The organism is Calidifontibacter indicus (assembly GCF_003386865.1).
In the GTDB taxonomy this organism is placed as follows: domain Bacteria; phylum Actinomycetota; class Actinomycetes; order Actinomycetales; family Dermatophilaceae; genus Yimella; species Yimella indica.
The window spans coordinates 3448237-3463935 of record NZ_QTUA01000001.1 but is presented as its reverse complement, the minus strand read 5'-3'; the positions used below and the strand labels follow the sequence as shown (position 1 = coordinate 3463935).

Below are 15699 nucleotides of genomic sequence, written 5' to 3'. Positions count from 1 at the left end.
ATGAGCAACTACGGCCAGAACGACCCGAACCAGCCGTACGACCCGAACAACTCTGGCGGCAACGACCCGTACGGTCAGCAGGGCCAGCAGGGTCAGCAGCCGCAGTACGGCCAGCAGGGCCAGCCCTACGGTCAGCCGCAGTACGGCGACCAGTACGGCCAGCAGGGATCCGAGGGCTACGGCGCGGCGCCGGGTTACAGCCCGATGCCCGGTGGTGGTGGCCCGGTCGGCACCCCGCCCCCGAACAACCTCGCGCTGGCGATCATCAGCACCGTGCTGTGCTGTCTGCCGCTCGGCATCTACGCGATCATCCAGGCCACCAAGGTCAACTCGCTGTGGCAGCAGGGTGACGTCGCCGGTGCGCAGGATGCCTCGGAGAAGGCGAAGAAGTTCTCGATCTACGCGATCGTGATCGGCTTCGTCGTCGGCATCATCAGCCTCATCCTGCAGATCACCGTGCTCAACAGCACCAACTCCTGATGTCACTCGCGAAGGCACCCGAACCCGCCGTGGAGCGGGTGCCTTCGCCTGTGCCGCGACATCGGCCCCGACGCGGGCTGTTCTTGTTGCACTCGCAGCCCGACCCGCACTGGCGCCCGCGGCACACCCGTGCGCGCCGGATGCTCGGGCCGGCGATGTTCGTCGGTGCCGGCATCGCCACCGGGCTGATGTTGCACACCGTCGACCCGCGCGAACCCGGTCACTACCCGACCTGCCCCTTCCTGGCGGTCACCGGTCTGTACTGCCCGGGCTGCGGGGCGATGCGCGCGATCGCGTCGCTGACCGACGGCGACGTGCCGGCGGCGCTCGGGTACAACCCGTTCGCGATGGTGGCGCTCGTGCTTCTGATCGGCATCTTCGTCGAGTGGGCCGCCCGCCAATGGAGCGGCCGGCAAAAACTCATGACCGCCAGACCGTGGGTGATCGGGCTGTTCGCCGTGCTCACCGTTGCGTTCTGGATCGCGCGCAACCTACCCGGCATGACCTGGCTTTCACCGGCCTGACAACGGCAGCGCCGCGGCACCTCTAGACTCTCGACCACCAACAACGACCTTTCAGTGGGGAACTCAGCACCATGTCCGACCAGTACGGCTACGGCTCCTACGACCCGAACCAGCCGCAGCACAACGACCAGTACCAGCAGGGCGGTCAGTTCCAGCAGCCGAGCGGCCCGCAGAACGACAGCTTCTTCGTCAACTACATGGGCGCCGAGCAGGGCCCGATGGGTTACGGCCAGCTCCAGCAGATGGCGGCCGCCGGCCAGCTCAAGCCGGAGACGCTCGTCCGTTCCGCCAGCGGTGGCCACCCGTTCCAGGCCAAGCAGGTGCCCGGACTCTTCTCCGACAAGGAATGGGTCATGGCGCTCATCCTGTCGATCGTGCTCGGCGGCATCGGCGTCGACCGCTTCTACCTCGGCTACACCGGTCTCGGCATCGCCAAGCTGCTGACCCTCGGTGGCTGCGGCATCTGGTCGCTCATCGACATCATCCTCATCGCGATGCGCAAGGTGCCCGACGCGAACGGCCGCCAGCTGAGCTGATCTTTTCTGAAGGCTCCTTCGGCGTTTAGGCCCCCAGCAGTCACTTCGTTCCTGCTGGGGGCCTGAGCTGTCCCGCCTTCGTGAGCCTTCCGTTCTGGTCGGGTGGGTGCCACCTCCGGCAGTGCGGGTGTCGTAGTTGCGGCGGGTTGGTTGCGGATACGGGAGCACGAACTCCCGCTGGGGCAACCAACTCCCGCCTGCGCACCAACTACTTCGCCCGGACAGGGAGCTCCTGGGTGTCGACGCCGACCACGGCTGACTCGTCCGGCTTGGCGGGCAGCACCTTCTCGACGTAGTCGGCCGCGGCGTCCTCGATCGGGATGTCGTGTTTGGCCTTTTCGGCCATGTACCAACGGTGTTCGAGGATCTCGTGGAACACCTCGGCCGGTTCGAGCTTGGCTCGCATCGCCGGGGGCACGCGGCGGGTGATCGGTTCGTAGATGCGGGCGAGCCATTCGTGAGCGACGAGGTCTTCGTCGTCGTTCTGGCGGTCTTGGCTCGCGCGGTAGGCATCGAGGTCGTTGAGCAACCGGCGGGCCTGGTTGTCCTCGACGTCGAGCCCGGTAAGGCGCAGCAGGCGCCGCGCGTGGTGGCCGGCGTCGACGATCTTCGGCTGGATCGACAGGTGGGTGCCGCCGAAGTCGGTCGTGATGTCGAGTTCGCCGACGTCGAACCCGAGGTCGTTGAGGTGGCGGATGTGCTCGTCGATCTTCCAGCGTTCGTCGATCTCGTACCGTTCGACGTTCGTCAGCGCCTTCCACAGTTCGTGGTAGCGACTGAGGATCAGGTCGGACACCGACAGCGGGTCGACCTCGGCCGCGATGAAGCCGCCGGCCTGCAGGTCCATGATCTCGCCGGCGATGTTCACCCGGGCGATGTCGAGGTCGTGCTCGCGCTGCCCGTCGGACAGCTGCGGCCGTAGCTCGCCGGTCTCGGCGTCGACCAGGTAGGCCGCGAACTCGCCGGCATTGCGCTTGAACAGTGTGTTCGACAGCGACACGTCACCCCACCAGAACCCGACCAGGTGCAAACGCACGAGCAGCACGGCGAGCGCGTCGATCAAGCGGTCGGCGGTGTCGGGTCGCAGCGACTGGCTGAGCATCGCGCGATAGGGCAGCGAGAACTGCAGGTGGCGGGTCAGCAGGCAGGCGTCGAGTGCGGTGCCGTCGTCGGCAGTGCGTCCGGCGACCACCCCGACCGCCTCGACGCACGGGATGTCGAGGCGACGCAGCGCCCGCAGCATCTCGTACTCGCGGCGCGCGATGTCGGCCTTGATCTCCTTGATCGCGATGATGCGACCCTCGATGCGCACGAACCGGACGACGTGCCGGGAGATGCCGCGGGGGAGCGCCGCGAGGATGCTCTCGGGCCATTCCTCCAGCGGTGTCGACCACGGCAGATCGAGCAGAGCCGGCCAGGGGCGCCCGGCTTTGATGTCCAATGCCACCGTTTCATCCTGGCATTGACCGCGGCGTGCTTCAACGATGAAACCCCCAGGCGCCGCCTGGGGGTTTCATCAGTCAGTCTCGGTCGTGGTGCCTGCCCAGGCGGCGCTGCAGGGTGGCGATCTGGGTGCGGGTCTGCACGCGCAGCTTCGCGTCGAGGTACGACAGCGGTTCGTCCATCAGGAAGACCTGCGGCGAGCGCACGATGGCGCGGCCCATGGCGACGCGCTGGCGCTGACCACCGGAGAGGGCCTTCGGCTTGCGGTCGAGGTAGGGGCGCAGGTCGAGGATGTCGGCCGCCTCCTCGACACGCTTGCGGATCTCGCTCTTGGCGACGCCGGCGATCTTGAGCGCGAATCCCATGTTGTCGGCGACGGTCATGTGCGGGTAGAGCGCGTAGTTCTGGAACACCATCGCGACGTCGCGTTCCTTGGGCGACAGCGCGGTGACGTCGCGGTCGCCGATGAGGATGCGTCCGCTGTTGACCTCTTCGAGGCCGGCGAGCATCCGCAGCGAGGTGGACTTTCCGCAACCCGACGGGCCGACGAGCCCGAGGAACTCGCCGTCCTCGATCTGCAGGTCGAGCTTGTCGACGGCCGCGGGGTGGCCGGCGTCGTGTTCGTCAGCGGACGGCACGCCGACACCACCGCCGACATCTCCCACTACCAGCGGTTGGCCGAGCGGGGCCTGCCGGTCGTGGTCGTCAACGGTTACCGCGAGGAGATCGACGCACCCTCGGTGTCGACGAACGAGGCGGCCGCGGTGCGCACCGCGCTCAACCACCTGCGGCAGCTCGGACACCAACGAGTCGGGCTCGCCACCGGACAGTCGCGCTATCTGCCGAGCAGGTGCAAGGTGACCGAGTTCCGTGCCCAGGTCGCGGAGTTCGACACCGACGAACCGGCGATCGAACAGACCTGGTTCTCGGTCGAGGGCGGCGAACTCGCCGGGCGACGGTTGCTCGAACGCGGCGTCACCGCCGTGATCTGCGGTTCGGACATGATGGCGCTAGGCGTCGTGAAAGCCGTTGAACAGCAAGGCCTCTCGGTGCCGTCCGACGTGTCGGTCATCGGCTACGACGGGTCGCTGCTGACCCAACACACGTCGCCCGCGCTGACCACCGTCCGGCAAGACCTGAACGGTCTGAGCGCAGCGATCGTGCACGCGCTCACCGAGGAGATCGCCGGTCATCGCCACCCGCGCGGAGACCTGTTGTTCGACCCCGAACTGGTCGTGCGCGCCTCGACCGCACCGGCACGGCCGGGTGCGGCGAAGCGTCCGTGACGAGTTGGCCCGAGGGCTGCCCGCGAGGGTCGCAAGCGCGTTAGATTCAGGCATGCGAATCTCCGACGTACTGCGTGGCAAGGGAAGTGACGTCGTCACGATCACCGGCTCTGCCTCGGTGGCGGAACTCGTGGCGCTGTTGAAACAGAAGGGAATCGGCGCCGTGATGGTCGTCGGTGACGACGACTCCGGCGCGATCGCCGGCATCGTCAGCGAGCGTGACGTCGTGCGTCGCCTGGCCGGCGGCGCCGAGGGTCTGCTCGAGGGCCCGGTGAGCGGGCTGATGACCACCCAGGTGCACACCTGCACCGCCGACGACGACCTGCACGACGTCGCGGTCAAGATGACCGACGAGCGCATCCGCCACCTCCCGGTGGTCGACGGCGACGGCCGGCTCGCCTCGATCGTGAGCATCGGCGACGTCGTCAAGATCCGTCTCGGGCAGTTGCAGGCCGAGCGCGACGCGCTCGAGGGCTACATCAACTCCTGAAACTTCCGGTCGCCGCCGGGCGTTCGAAGCGGGGACGGTGTGCCATGGCGCGCTGTTCGCTGCAACGACCTACGGTGGGAGACATGGCACCTGCACGACCCGAACCTGCGACCAGCAGTCACCGACTGCCCGGGGCGGGACGTCGGCAAGCCTCGGAATCGATCCCACAGGTGGAAGACCCGACCACCGAGCTGCCCGCCGCCGGCGACGACTCCACGACCCGGCTCGAGCAGGCACGCGGCCGCCGCACCGACCCTCGGTCGGGGCGCGAGCGTCGGATCGGCCCCTACCGGTTGCTCGATCGCCTGGGGGAGGGCGGCATGGGCGTCGTGCACCGTGCGATCGGCCCGAACGGCGGCGAGGTCGCGATCAAGGTGCTGCGCCCGCACGTCGCCTACGACGAGAAGGCCCGCGAGCGGCTGCGGCGTGAGGTGAGCTCACTGACGCGGGTGCGCGCGGCCGGTGTCGCGGGTGTGCTCGACGCCGACACCGACGGCGAACAGCCTTATCTGGTCACCGAATACGTGCCCGGCCCGCCCTTGGACGACGTCGTGGAGGAGCGCGGACCGCTCGACCCCGAACAGCTGGCGACTCTCGGACGCGGCCTGGCCGAAGCGCTGCGCGAGATCCACGCCGTCGGCGTGGTGCACCGTGACCTCAAGCCGGGCAACGTGCTGATGGTCGGTGACCGGCCGGTGCTGATCGACTTCGGCATCGCACACATCGGCGACGACTCCCGCCTCACCCAGACCGGACTGGTGATGGGCACCCCCGGTTATCTGTCGCCGGAGATCGTCGACGGCGCCGACGTCGGGCCTGCCACCGACTGGTGGGGTTGGGCCGCCACCCTCGCGTTCGCCGCGTCCGGTCGGGCGCCGTTCGGCAAGGGACCCATGCCGGTCATCCTCGACCGGGTCGCCCGCGGCCAGGCCGATCTGTCCGGCGTCGACCCGCGCATCCGCCCGTTGCTCGAGGCGGCGTTGTCGCCCGAGCCGCAGCGCCGTCCGTCGGCCGACGAGGTGTTGCGCGAACTCGACGTCTTCGCCCGCGGCGGCATGACCGGTGCCATCGTGGCTCGTCGCGCGGCCCGGCCGGGCACGACGCCGATCGGTCGGTCGGCGCCCGCCGCTCGCCCTGGTGCTCCCGGTAGTGCGATCGATGCCGCCGGCGGCCAGCCGTTGCACCACAAGAACGCCCCCGTTCGCCCGCAGCAGCCGCGCACCGAGCGGATCGACCCCCGCGGGTCGTCGGCCGGGGCACAGGTCGCGCCGCAGGTGCCCCAGCAGTGGGTGGCCGACCCGTCCGCCGTGCAGGCGGCAGCCCCGGCGCGCGACCCGCGCATCGGCCAGCCGGCGCGCACCTGGACCCTCACCTGCCTCGCGCTCGCGGTCACCGGCCTGTCGATGCTCGCGCCGATCGTCGCCTGGTTCGCCGCCCTCGCCTGGATCTTCGCCGCCCGATGGAACGACTTGGCCACCACCGCGATGGTGCTGCGCCGGTACGCCGCCGGGCATCGCAAGTCCGACCGCGCGGTCGCCATGGCGCTGTCGCCGTGGCACGCCTTCCAGGCGGCGCTGTCGACCCTGCTGGCAGCGATCATCCCGGTGTTCCTCGGCGCGGTCACGGTCGTGGTGGTCGCGTTCGGCAGCAACTTCGCCGGCATCGCCTCGGCGACGTACGGGCGACCGCTCGCGATCGGCGCCGGCACGCTCGTCGCGCTCTGGTCGGCCTGGTGGGGCGTCGGTGGCACCGCCACCCGGCGCGGGTCACGCAGCCTCGTCCGCACGCTCGCCCCGAACCGGCAGATCACCCTCGGCGTCGTCATCGGGCTGCTGGTCATGGCCGTGCTGTGCATTCTCGTCGCGGCCGGCCGCCTCGACGAACCCCTGTCGTGGTGGCCCTACACCGACTCGACACAGGTGCCCGGATCGGGAATCATCCCCGGGATTCCGGCGAGCTGGCGCTGAGTTTCCGGCGCCCGCACGAGTTGTCAACAGAGTGACCCGTGGGGTGGCTGAACGTCCGCTGAGCGGGTAGCCTGAGCGGGCGTTTCACCGGGCCGACGAATTTCATGTGCGGCTCGCACAACTTCAGATCCGTCCATGTCATCGCGTCGGGACGCTGAACCTCATCCGACGCACCCCGGAAAAGCCGGGTTCGAGGGCGGGGGAACCACTTTGATCCGACCGCGGGGGCGGGCGGATCTCGGGGTGAAGTCGGCACCGCCGACGGGGCAACCTGACCGCCCTAACCCGACAGCTCACCCCGCAGGCGTCGTCAGGAAAGGGAACCCCTTTGAGCTATTCCCCGAAGCACGCTGCCGCCAAACAGCCCAGCACCACCGGTCGCCGTGCGGCCGGTGTGCTGATGCTCTCGGCCGCCACCGTCGGCACCACCGCCGTCGCGGGCGCCGGTTCGGCCGAGGCCGCGACCTCCACCGTCGCCGTGAAGTCGGCCGTCGGCTGGAACGTCTGGGACCGCGTCGCCACCTGCGAGTCGGGCAACCGTTGGAACATCAGCACCGGCAACGGTTACTACGGCGGTCTGCAGTTCTCCTACACCACCTGGCGCGGGTTCGGCGGCACGCAGTACGCGTCGTACGCCCACCTCGCCACCCGTGAGCAGCAGATCCGCATCGCCCAGAACGTGCTGCGCGTGCAGGGCCCCGGCGCCTGGCCGGTCTGCTCCGTCCGCGCCGGGCTGACCCGCGCCAACGGTGCCGCGGTCAACACCGGTGGCACGACCACCACCACCACGACGACCTCGCGCACCGCCAGCCGCCTGCTCGCCGTCGACGGTTCGTTCGGCCCGTTGACCACCCGCGCGGTGCAGAAGTGGACCGGCGCCTACCAGGACGGCGTGTGGGGCTACTACGCCAAGACGGCGCTGCAGCGCAAGGTCGGTGCGGTGCCGGACGGCTCGATCGGCCCGGCCACCGTCCGCGCCCTGCAGATCAAGATCGGTGCGCCGCGCAACGGTGCGAGCTACCTCGACGCCAACACGGTGCGGTACCTCCAGCGTTACCTGAACGCCAATGTCCTCTGAGTAATCTGGCGTCTCCTTCGGCGTCGAGGCCCCCAGCAGTCACTTCGTTCCTGCTGGGGGCCTCGGCCGTCCCGACGCCGTGAGCCTTGCGCTGTGGTCGGGAATGTGCCACCACCGACGGTGCGGGTTGTCGGAGCTGTCTCAAGAGCCCTCGGTCGTCACGGTTGTGTCTGCTGGGGGGCCTCGCTGTCATTGCAGTCGGTCGAGGGCGCGGACGCGGCGCTTGGTGAGCACATCGCCCTTGCGGCGCAGGCGTCCCGGCATCGAACCGAGCGTGACGCCGGACGCGATCGCCAGCCCGATCATCACGGCGCCGAAGAGGGTGGAGCCGCCCTGGGCGGGGTCGGAGGGCACATTCACCAGTTCGAACACGCCCCGATAGACGGTCAGACCCGGCAGCAGCGGAACGATGCCGGCCGTCGCGATCGCGAGTGAGGGCACCCGCAACCGTGCGCCGAGCAGCGTCGCCAGCGCGCCGATGATGAGGGCTGCGATGCCGGCCGACCACTGCGGCGATGCGCCGTGTGCGGTGAGGGCCAGCGAGGCCGCCCAGGCGGTGGTGCCGACGAGCGCGGAAAGGATGATCGTTCGCCCGCCGGAGTAGGCGCCGATCGCGAACGCGCAGGTGATCGCGGCCGCCGCGAGCAGGCTGACCACGGGGTTCGTCGACAGGGCGAGCCGGGTGCTGATCGCCAGGTTGATGCCGAGCTGCTGGGCGAGCGCGAGCATGCCCAGCACGCCGGCGACGATGCCGCCACTGAGAATCAGCACCTCGAAGGTGCGCGCGGCCGCGGTCAGGTAGAACGCGTCGATGGTGTCCTGGGCCGAGCCGACCGCCGAGAGTCCGGCGAGCAGCACCACCACGCCCGAGGCCACCACAACCGATGGTCTGATGTCGGCGAACATCGCGACCTCAAGGTTGTTGGCCAGGTAGTAGAGCAGCACCGCCACCGCGGTCGGAATGGCGGCGCCGGCCGCCTGGCAGAAGAACGGTGCGACACCGTTGCGCCCCAGCACCCGGACGGTGCGGTCGACCGCCGCCGCGGTGAGCGCCGACAGCACCACCAGCAGCAGGTCGCCACCGAGCAGCGCGGCCAGCGCCGCGCCGAGCAATGCGTTGGCGAGCAGCACGATCAGCCGGGAGTACGGGTGTTCGGCGGTGGTGATCGAGTCGAGGCGGTCGTGCGCGTCGGTGATCTCCAGCGTGCCGTCCTCGGCGTCGCGCACCAGACGCTGCAGCCGCTCGAGTCGGGTGAAGTCCTGCTGCAGCACCGGCACGATGCGCATCACCGTGATCGGGTCGCGCAGCACGCCGCGGTGGTGGGAGACCGTGATCGAGGTGTAGGTGATGTCGACGTGCAGCGAGCGCACGCCGTACGCCCGGGTGAGCCGCAGCACCGCGTTCGTGGTGTCAGCCGCACTCGAACCGGTGGCCAGCAACGCCTCACCGACGCGGAGGCCGAGGTCGATCACGAGGCGGGTGTGACTGTCCGACGGACCCGACTCCTGACCGCGTAGCCCGATCGGCACGGTCGGCTGGCCGCCGGCGATCGCGCGTCGGGCGCGCAGGCCGAGGTCCTTGGCGGACGGTGGTGGGGGAATGCGGCGACGGTCGTGCGGATCGCGGGCGGAACGGTCGGTCACCGCACCACTTTCCCACTGGCGGCTTGGCATGCGCTGTCGGGCTCGCCGGTGCCCGCTGGACGCGTGCTGTGTGTGCGCGGGCTCCGGCCGGACCGGGTGTCGGCCCGGCCGCAGTGGCCCACTATGCGGTGAGGATCACCTTGAGCGCGTGCTCGTCGGCGGCATTGGCGAAGGTGTCGTAGGCCCGGACGATGTCGGCCAACTCGAATCGATGGGTGACGAACTTCTCCGGTGCGATGTCGCCGGCGGTGATCCGGTCGAGCAGTTCCGGGGCCGTCGTCGCGTTGACCAGACCGGTCGTGATGGTGATGTTGTTGATCCAGTCGCGTTCGATCGGGAACGGCACCGGCACGCCGTGCACGCCGGCGTTGGCGACGCGTCCACCGGGGCGGATCGAGTCGAGCGCGGTGGCGAAGGTCTGCGGCACCCCGACCGCCTCGATCGCGACATCGACGCCGAGCCCGTCGCGGCTGAGCTTCTTCAATTCGGCGACCACGTCGTCGCCGGAGTTGACGTCGATGGTGTCGGTAGCGCCGAACTCGCGCGCCTGCTCGAGCCGGAACTTGTTGCCGTCCACCGAGATCACCCGGGTGGCGCCCCTCGACTTCGCGGTCATCACCGCGGCCAGTCCGACCGGCCCGGCCCCGATCACGGCGACCGTGTCGCCGTCCTTGACCGCGCCGTACAGCACGCCGATCTCGTAACCGGTGGGCAGGATGTCACTGAGCATCGTGCCCTGCTCCGCGGTGATCCCGTCGGGCAGCGGGATGAGTCCGTTGTCGGCGAACGGCACCCGCACGTACTCGGCCTGCGTGCCGTCGATGAGGTGGCCGAAGATCCAGCCGATGCCGCCGAGGGTCTGGCAGTGGGAGGTGAGGCCGGAGCGGCACATGTCGCAGTCCATGCACTTGCTGATGCAACTGATGATCACCCGGTCGCCGACCTTGACCCGGGTGCAGTCGGGGCCGACCTGCGTGACGACGCCGACGCCCTCGTGGCCGAGGATCCGGCCGGGTGTCACCGCGGGCACGTCGCCCTTGAGGAATGCAGGTCGGTGCCGCAGATGGTTGTGGTCTCGACCTTGACGATCGCGTCGGTCGGATCCTGGATGGTCGGGTCGGGGACGTCGTCCCAGGACTTGTTGCCGGGGCCGTGGTACACGAGTGCCTTCATGGCGAACCTCTTCCGGAAGAGCCCGGTCGCTCATCGATCGAGCCTCTACTACAGATCGTAGTTGTTTGTCGGTGGTTATGGAGCGGGGCCACGAAATTCCACAGTTTCGCTCGTGTCCCGCCGTTCGAGCGGACGCGATGGCAGGGTGGGCGCCATGCTGCCCGCCGTCCTCTTCGCGCTGGTCGGCGCCGTGGTCGGCTGGGGCGAGCGGCGATCGCTGCGCGCCGGCGAGTGGCGGCGTCCGTCGGATGCCACAGCGGTGCCGCGCTTCGACTGGGTGCCCGTTCTCGGTGCGGTCGTGTTCGGGCTCGTCGGATGGAAATGCGCGGCCCTGTCGTGGTGGACGGCACCGGCCTACCTGCTGTTCGCCGGCATCGGGCTGCTGCTCGTCGCCGTCGACGCCGATGTGCACCGGCTGCCGGACAAGCTGACGGTGTGGCCGCTGCCGGTGTTCGCCGTGTTGTTGGTGTTGGCCTCGGCAGGCGCGGGCCAGTGGTCTCGGCTGGTCGTGGCGTTGGGGTGCGGGGTCGTCGTCGGCCTGGTCTTCCTCCTGCTGGCGCTCGCGGTGCCCTCAGGTCTCGGGCTCGGCGATGTGAAGCTCGCCGTGCAGATCGGGTCGGTGCTCGGCTGGCTCGGGGCCAGTGTCGTGGTCAGTTGGGTGTTCCTCGGCTTCCTCGCCGGTGGACTCTGGGCTGCCGCGCTCGTGATCACCCGCCGTGCGACCCGCAAGACGCACCTTGCATTCGGGCCGCCGCTGCTGCTCGGAGCGCTGCTCGCCCTGCTCGGCGCCGGACCGCTCTGACCGGCCGAGCAGGTACGATCTGCTCTGGCCCGAACGGGCCGCGCCGGTGTAGCTCAGTTGGTAGAGCGCCTCACTTGTAATGAGGATGTCGCGGGTTCGACTCCTGTCACCGGCTCTCTTCGTCCCTGATCTGGCGGCGCACTGCTGTGCGGCTGCCCGAAGCCGGCCGAGTCCCACGCTTCGTCCCACGTTTGGCGGGCTTCGGCCACGGTTGGGCACGTGTGGGGCATGCGACTGCTTGCCGAACCGGCATCGCGGGCGACCTCGGCCGGCTCCAGTGAAAAATCACTGCTGCTATGACAGCAGCAATCTTTCACTGGGGCGGCTCCGCGACGGTTGGACCTGGACCGACCGTTGACCGGTTGTCCACAGCCCTCCCGGTGGGTGGCTGTTTGCCTGTGGATGAATCGACTCAACGAGGGGGCTGTGGATACCGACGAGTATCGAATTCTTCTGCGTTTCAGTCGAATTCGTGACGAAAAGTCTTGTTTCAGGATTCGAACGGGTGTACGTTTGAGGTATTCCGCACGGCACACCTGGGGAGGTGTCCCTATGGTCTTCGTCAAGCGGCGGCTGGGGTTTTCTGTTGGTAGAGGGTTCCGTCGCGAAGCATCGCGTACAGCACGTCGCAGCGTCGTCGGGCGAGGCAGATGAGGGCGGCGTTGTGCTTCTTGCCTTGGCCGCGTTTGCGGTCGTAGTACGCCCGCGAGGTCGGGTCGTGCAGTGCGGCGAACGCGGCGAGGAACATCGCTCGTTTGAGGTGCTTGTTGCCGCCTCGGGCGGGGTGCTCACCGCGGATCGAGGTGCCGGATCGGCGGGTGACGGGTGCGAGGCCGGCGTACGCGGCGAGGTGGCCGGAGGTGGGGAAGCTCGAACCGTCGCCGACTTCGAGCAGGATCCGTGCGCCGGTCCTGACGCCGATGCCGGGCATCGAGGTCAGGACCGCGGCAAGAGGGTGGGCATCGAGCATGTCCTCCAGTTGGGTTCCCAGCTCGTCCCGGTCGTGCAGCAGGCGCGCCAGTCCGGTCGCGAGTTTGGGCAGGACGAGCTCGGCGGCTCGGGTGCCAGGGACGGTGACGGTCTGCTCGGTGAGCGCTGTCTGGATGTCGTCGACGAGGCGTTGGTAGGAGCGGGGCGCGCGGGGTTTGGCGACGGCGAGCAGACGTCGCCGGCCGGCCGCGCGCAGGCCGGTCGGGCCACCGAAGCGGGTCAGGAGTTCGAGGACTGCCGGGTGTTGGATGCGTGGGCCGAGGACACGTTCGAGGGCTGGGTTCACTTGTGTCAGAAGGCCTCTGATCCGGTTTGCTTGCGCGGTGACCTGCCCGGCCAGGTCGTCATCGAAGCCGACGATGACTTCCAGGTCGGCCAGGGTGTCGTCGCCGACATCAACCCGTCGCAGGGCGTGCGGCATCGACCGGGCGGCTTCGGCGATGACGTACGCGTCCCTTGCGTCGGTCTTGGCGTTGCCGGGGTGCAGGTCGGCGATACGGCGCATCGCCAGCCCGGGCAGATAGGCCACATCGATACCCATGGCTCGGGCGACCGCGACGGGCAGCGCGCCGATCGTTGCGGGTTGATCGACCACGACCAGCAGGCGACCGTGCGTGCCGAGTTCGGTCAGCAGGCCACGCAGCGACGACTCGTCTTGGGGCAACGGTTTGTCGTGCAGCCGTGTGCCATCGACGTTCAGCGCGCAGGCGTGGTGCGCCTGTTTGCCGACATCGAGCCCGATGTACACCGCGTAGTCAGGTCGGGACATGGTCCCCTCCTCGTGCGTCCGAGCGGCTGGTCACCAGATCAGGCGCAGGAAGCCGACATCCACGTTACGAAGAGACCTACCCAGGCGTTCGGGCGGCCCGGTCCCTATCAGCGGTCCACCAGCGCCACCAGCACCCGGTGACAACACCTCCCGGATCATGCAAGCGACAGGGGTGATCAGTCATGCCGGGGCCGGCGACCAGGGGCCTTGCTTCAAGGCCCATCAAAGACGGTAACGGGTGAATCCGGACATGACCACAGACGATTTCCAACCGTCATTGGAGTACGCGCACGACTCGTACCCGGGGGAAGCCGCTGCCTGTGCCGCGCTGGTGTCCGACGCGGTGGCCGCCGTGTCCCGGTTGGCGCAGCTGACCGGCAACCTGACCGACACCGAACTCACCGCGCTCGCACGGTCCCTGACGCTTGTGCAGCAGCAGTCCGAGGCCACTCTCGTCGCCGTGACCAGTGACGCGATCGACCGCGGGGTCGTGTACCGGTCCACCGCTGCGGACGCGACCCAATGGGTGCGCCGACTGTCCACCGGTGAAAGTGCGGACGCGTTGCTCGGTGCCGAGTCCTGGTCCGTGGCCGATCCGCTGGTGCCACTCGATGAACCCGCCACCAGTGAAGGCGCGGCGGGGGTCTGGGGCAACGCCAGTGACGAGTCCGACGACTCTGACGCCTCACGCACGGACGACGAACTCTTGCGGTCGGGTCTCAAGCCGTCGCACGCGTCTCGGATCGCGAAGTTGGCCGAAGCAGCCCGGTCCCCGTTGAACCAGGCATTGGCCGACGCCGTGACCTCCGGTCAGGTGAACACCACGATCGGGAAAACCTGCCTGGACACCATCGACAAGATCAACGCGGTGCTGCCGAAAGCGAGCCGGGACGAAATCTACGGCTGGCTGCTCACGTTGGGCCCCGGCGCCGGCGCGAAAACGGTGCGGGAACTGACCAAGCGGATCCTGGCCGAGTACGGCGAAGAAGTGCTCGACGAGAACGAAGACGCCCTCCAGGAAGTCGAATCCCTCACTTGGTCGGATTTGCCGGGTGGGATGGTCCGGTTCACCGCCGACCTGTCACCCGACCACGCCGAAGCCCTCATCCACGGCGTCCAATCACTCGCGGCACCGTCCCCGACATCAGCGTGTTGTGACGACCCGCACCACCGGCACACCCCCGACCAAGACGGCAACTCCCAGAAGACCGGGGAACCCGACCCCCGCACCCCCGGCAAACGCCGCGCCGATGCGTTCCTGCTGCTCCTCGGCCTCGGCGCCGCCGCCGTCGACAACGATCCAGAGGTCACACACCGCGGCGGTGCGACCCTGGTGGTCACCATCGACTTCCTCGTCCTCGCCGGACTACTCGCCGGACTCGGCATCACCGATACCGGCACCGGCGTCACCCCCGACACCGTCCGACAACTCGCCTGCGACGCAGGCATCCTGCCGATGGTCCTCGGGTCGAAGAATCAACCCTTGAACGTCGGACGGAAACGAAGACTCGTCGAGAACGAACTACGACGCGCGGTCATCCACCGTGACAAACACTGCACCTACGCCGGCTGTGACCGACCACCAGTCATGTGCGAAGTCCACCACCTCATCCCCTGGTATCTGGGTGGCGAAACATCCCTCACCAACAGCGCCCTGTTGTGCGACACCCACCACCGCATCACCCACCGCGACCACCTCACCGGCACCGCCACCGGCACCAGCGTCACCTGGCACTACCAAGCCACCAGCACCCACGCCGCCTGACCGAGTCCGACCACAGAGGCATCGCGGACGACCGCAGCCGACCGCAGCCGGCTCCAGTGAAAGATCACTGCTGCTATGACAGCAGCAATCTTTCACTGGACGGCTCCACGGAGGCGGCTGCGCGTATGGCGCAGCTACGACAGCACGAGCAGCGTGGCCACCAGCAACATCGTGAAGCCGATGATCACGTCGAGCACGCGCCAGACCGAGGGCCTGGCCACCCAGGGTGCAACGGCGCGGGCGCCGAAGCCGAGGGCGCTGAACCACACCAGAGACGCGGTCACGGCGCCGGCGGCGAACCACCACCGTCCGTCGAGGCCGTGCTGGTTGGCGATATTGCCGAGCATCAGCACGGTGTCGAGATAGACATGCGGGTTGAGGTAGGTCAGGGCGAGCGTCGTGGCGATGACGCCGGATCGTTTGACCGGCCCGCCGAGTTCGAGCCCCTGCGGGTGCAGTGCCGCGCGGAACGACTTGATCGCGAACCACACCAGGTAGCCGGCACCCAGCCACTTCGTCACGGTCAGAGCCGTCGGGTGGTCGGCGATGAGCGCACCCACCCCGGCGACGCCGAGCACGATCAGCAGTGCATCGCTGAGCGCGCAGATCGCGACCACCACGCCGACGTGCTGGCGGTGGATTCCCTGCCGCAGCACGTACGCGTTCTGAGCCCCGATGGCAACGATCAGCCCGAGGCCGGTGAGGGCGCCGGTGAGGTAGGAGTCGAACACGGCTGAACGCTAGTCGAACCC

The 15699-nt window shown here is 68.7% G+C and carries 15 protein-coding genes, 1 tRNA gene, 1 pseudogene and 1 riboswitch; of the genes and pseudogenes, 10 read left to right on the top strand and 7 right to left on the bottom strand.

Going from position 1 to position 15699, the window contains the following annotated elements:
• The 3 genes from DFJ65_RS18170 (at position 1) to DFJ65_RS16420 (ending at position 1540) form a co-directional block, all read left to right on the top strand.
• Positions 1 to 480, top strand: a complete 480-nt coding sequence (locus DFJ65_RS18170) for a CD225/dispanin family protein (RefSeq protein ID WP_115923956.1) — start codon at positions 1 to 3, stop codon at positions 478 to 480.
• A complete protein-coding gene (locus DFJ65_RS16425) occupies positions 480 to 1004 on the top strand; it encodes a DUF2752 domain-containing protein (RefSeq protein ID WP_115923955.1) in 525 nt (174 codons plus the stop codon). The genes DFJ65_RS18170 and DFJ65_RS16425 overlap by 1 nt, the downstream gene beginning before the upstream one ends.
• 71 nt (positions 1005 to 1075) lie before the next feature.
• Positions 1076 to 1540, top strand: coding sequence for an NINE protein (locus tag DFJ65_RS16420; protein ID WP_115923954.1), 465 nt, complete (start codon positions 1076 to 1078; stop codon positions 1538 to 1540).
• Between the two features lie 208 nt (positions 1541 to 1748).
• On the opposite strand, the gene DFJ65_RS16415 is transcribed toward DFJ65_RS16420, so the two are convergent.
• Both DFJ65_RS16415 and DFJ65_RS17605 read right to left on the bottom strand, forming a co-directional pair.
• Positions 1749 to 2987, bottom strand: a complete 1239-nt coding sequence (locus DFJ65_RS16415; RefSeq protein WP_115923953.1) for a DUF4032 domain-containing protein — start codon at positions 2985 to 2987, stop codon at positions 1749 to 1751.
• 94 nt (positions 2988 to 3081) lie between these two features.
• Positions 3082 to 3621: pseudogene (locus DFJ65_RS17605) on the bottom strand (ABC transporter ATP-binding protein); the annotation flags it as partial.
• On the opposite strand from DFJ65_RS17605, the gene DFJ65_RS17600 reads away from it, so the two are divergent.
• The 4 genes from DFJ65_RS17600 to DFJ65_RS16395 all read left to right on the top strand — a co-directional run bounded on the left by DFJ65_RS17600 (position 3601) and on the right by DFJ65_RS16395 (position 7804).
• Positions 3601 to 4269, top strand: a complete 669-nt coding sequence (locus tag DFJ65_RS17600) for a substrate-binding domain-containing protein (protein WP_245950337.1) — start codon at positions 3601 to 3603, stop codon at positions 4267 to 4269. The pseudogene DFJ65_RS17605 and the gene DFJ65_RS17600 overlap by 21 nt on opposite strands.
• Before the next feature lie 52 nt (positions 4270 to 4321).
• Complete coding sequence (locus DFJ65_RS16405; RefSeq protein ID WP_115923951.1) at positions 4322 to 4759, top strand: CBS domain-containing protein; 438 nt, start codon at positions 4322 to 4324, stop codon at positions 4757 to 4759.
• Positions 4760 to 4842: 83 nt separating this feature from the next.
• Positions 4843 to 6726: a serine/threonine-protein kinase gene (locus tag DFJ65_RS16400; RefSeq protein WP_170144132.1), complete on the top strand. Its 1884-nt coding sequence runs from the start codon at positions 4843 to 4845 to the stop codon at positions 6724 to 6726.
• Between the two features lie 172 nt (positions 6727 to 6898).
• Positions 6899 to 7048, top strand: a riboswitch (cyclic di-AMP (ydaO/yuaA leader).
• A gap of 6 nt (positions 7049 to 7054) precedes the next feature.
• The gene (locus tag DFJ65_RS16395; protein ID WP_115923949.1) at positions 7055 to 7804 is read left to right on the top strand and encodes a transglycosylase family protein; all 750 of its coding nucleotides are present in this window, start codon (positions 7055 to 7057) and stop codon (positions 7802 to 7804) included.
• A gap of 189 nt (positions 7805 to 7993) precedes the next feature.
• On the opposite strand, the gene DFJ65_RS16390 is transcribed toward DFJ65_RS16395, so the two are convergent.
• From DFJ65_RS16390 to DFJ65_RS18380, 3 genes are all read right to left on the bottom strand, one after another.
• On the bottom strand, positions 7994 to 9448 hold the full coding sequence (locus tag DFJ65_RS16390; protein ID WP_170144131.1) for a threonine/serine exporter family protein: 1455 nt from the start codon (positions 9446 to 9448) through the stop codon (positions 7994 to 7996).
• Positions 9449 to 9569: 121 nt separating this feature from the next.
• Entirely contained in the window at positions 9570 to 10469 is a 900-nt protein-coding gene (locus tag DFJ65_RS16385) for a zinc-binding dehydrogenase (RefSeq protein ID WP_342767531.1), read from the bottom strand.
• Positions 10466 to 10621 (bottom strand): hypothetical protein, encoded by a 156-nt coding sequence (locus DFJ65_RS18380; RefSeq protein WP_342767530.1) that lies wholly within the window; start codon positions 10619 to 10621, stop codon positions 10466 to 10468. The genes DFJ65_RS16385 and DFJ65_RS18380 overlap by 4 nt, the downstream gene beginning before the upstream one ends.
• A 154-nt stretch (positions 10622 to 10775) precedes the next feature.
• Between DFJ65_RS18380 and DFJ65_RS16380 the strand changes: the two genes are divergently transcribed.
• Positions 10776 to 11423: a prepilin peptidase gene (locus DFJ65_RS16380; protein WP_147301437.1), complete on the top strand. Its 648-nt coding sequence runs from the start codon at positions 10776 to 10778 to the stop codon at positions 11421 to 11423.
• A 42-nt stretch (positions 11424 to 11465) separates the two neighbouring features.
• A tRNA-Thr gene (locus tag DFJ65_RS16375) sits at positions 11466 to 11538 on the top strand.
• 447 nt (positions 11539 to 11985) lie between these two features.
• Here DFJ65_RS16375 and DFJ65_RS16370 read toward each other — a convergent pair.
• Positions 11986 to 13182, bottom strand: a complete 1197-nt coding sequence (locus DFJ65_RS16370; protein ID WP_115921497.1) for an IS110 family RNA-guided transposase — start codon at positions 13180 to 13182, stop codon at positions 11986 to 11988.
• 250 nt (positions 13183 to 13432) lie between these two features.
• Between DFJ65_RS16370 and DFJ65_RS16365 the strand changes: the two genes are divergently transcribed.
• Entirely contained in the window at positions 13433 to 14947 is a 1515-nt protein-coding gene (locus tag DFJ65_RS16365) for an HNH endonuclease signature motif containing protein (RefSeq protein WP_115923946.1), read from the top strand.
• A gap of 134 nt (positions 14948 to 15081) precedes the next feature.
• Here the strand turns inward: DFJ65_RS16365 and DFJ65_RS16360 are convergent, their stop codons facing one another.
• On the bottom strand, positions 15082 to 15678 hold the full coding sequence (locus DFJ65_RS16360; RefSeq protein WP_115923945.1) for a LysE/ArgO family amino acid transporter: 597 nt from the start codon (positions 15676 to 15678) through the stop codon (positions 15082 to 15084).
• Positions 15679 to 15699 lie beyond the last annotated feature (21 nt).

What these genes read in the sequence shown, in the direction of transcription:
- DFJ65_RS16380 (WP_147301437.1), top strand. Translation starts at nt 10,776, where the DNA reads ATGCTGCCCGCCGTCCTCTTCGCGCTGGTCGGCGCCGTGGTCGGCTGG.
- DFJ65_RS16425 (WP_115923955.1), top strand. Translation starts at nt 480, where the DNA reads ATGTCACTCGCGAAGGCACCCGAACCCGCCGTGGAGCGGGTGCCTTCG.
- DFJ65_RS16365 (WP_115923946.1), top strand. Translation starts at nt 13,433, where the DNA reads ATGACCACAGACGATTTCCAACCGTCATTGGAGTACGCGCACGACTCG.
- DFJ65_RS16405 (WP_115923951.1), top strand. Translation starts at nt 4,322, where the DNA reads ATGCGAATCTCCGACGTACTGCGTGGCAAGGGAAGTGACGTCGTCACG.
- DFJ65_RS18380 (WP_342767530.1), bottom strand. Translation starts at nt 10,621, where the DNA reads ATGAAGGCACTCGTGTACCACGGCCCCGGCAACAAGTCCTGGGACGAC.
- DFJ65_RS16370 (WP_115921497.1), bottom strand. Translation starts at nt 13,182, where the DNA reads ATGTCCCGACCTGACTACGCGGTGTACATCGGGCTCGATGTCGGCAAA.
- DFJ65_RS16420 (WP_115923954.1), top strand. Translation starts at nt 1,076, where the DNA reads ATGTCCGACCAGTACGGCTACGGCTCCTACGACCCGAACCAGCCGCAG.
- DFJ65_RS16400 (WP_170144132.1), top strand. Translation starts at nt 4,843, where the DNA reads ATGGCACCTGCACGACCCGAACCTGCGACCAGCAGTCACCGACTGCCC.
- DFJ65_RS18170 (WP_115923956.1), top strand. Translation starts at nt 1, where the DNA reads ATGAGCAACTACGGCCAGAACGACCCGAACCAGCCGTACGACCCGAAC.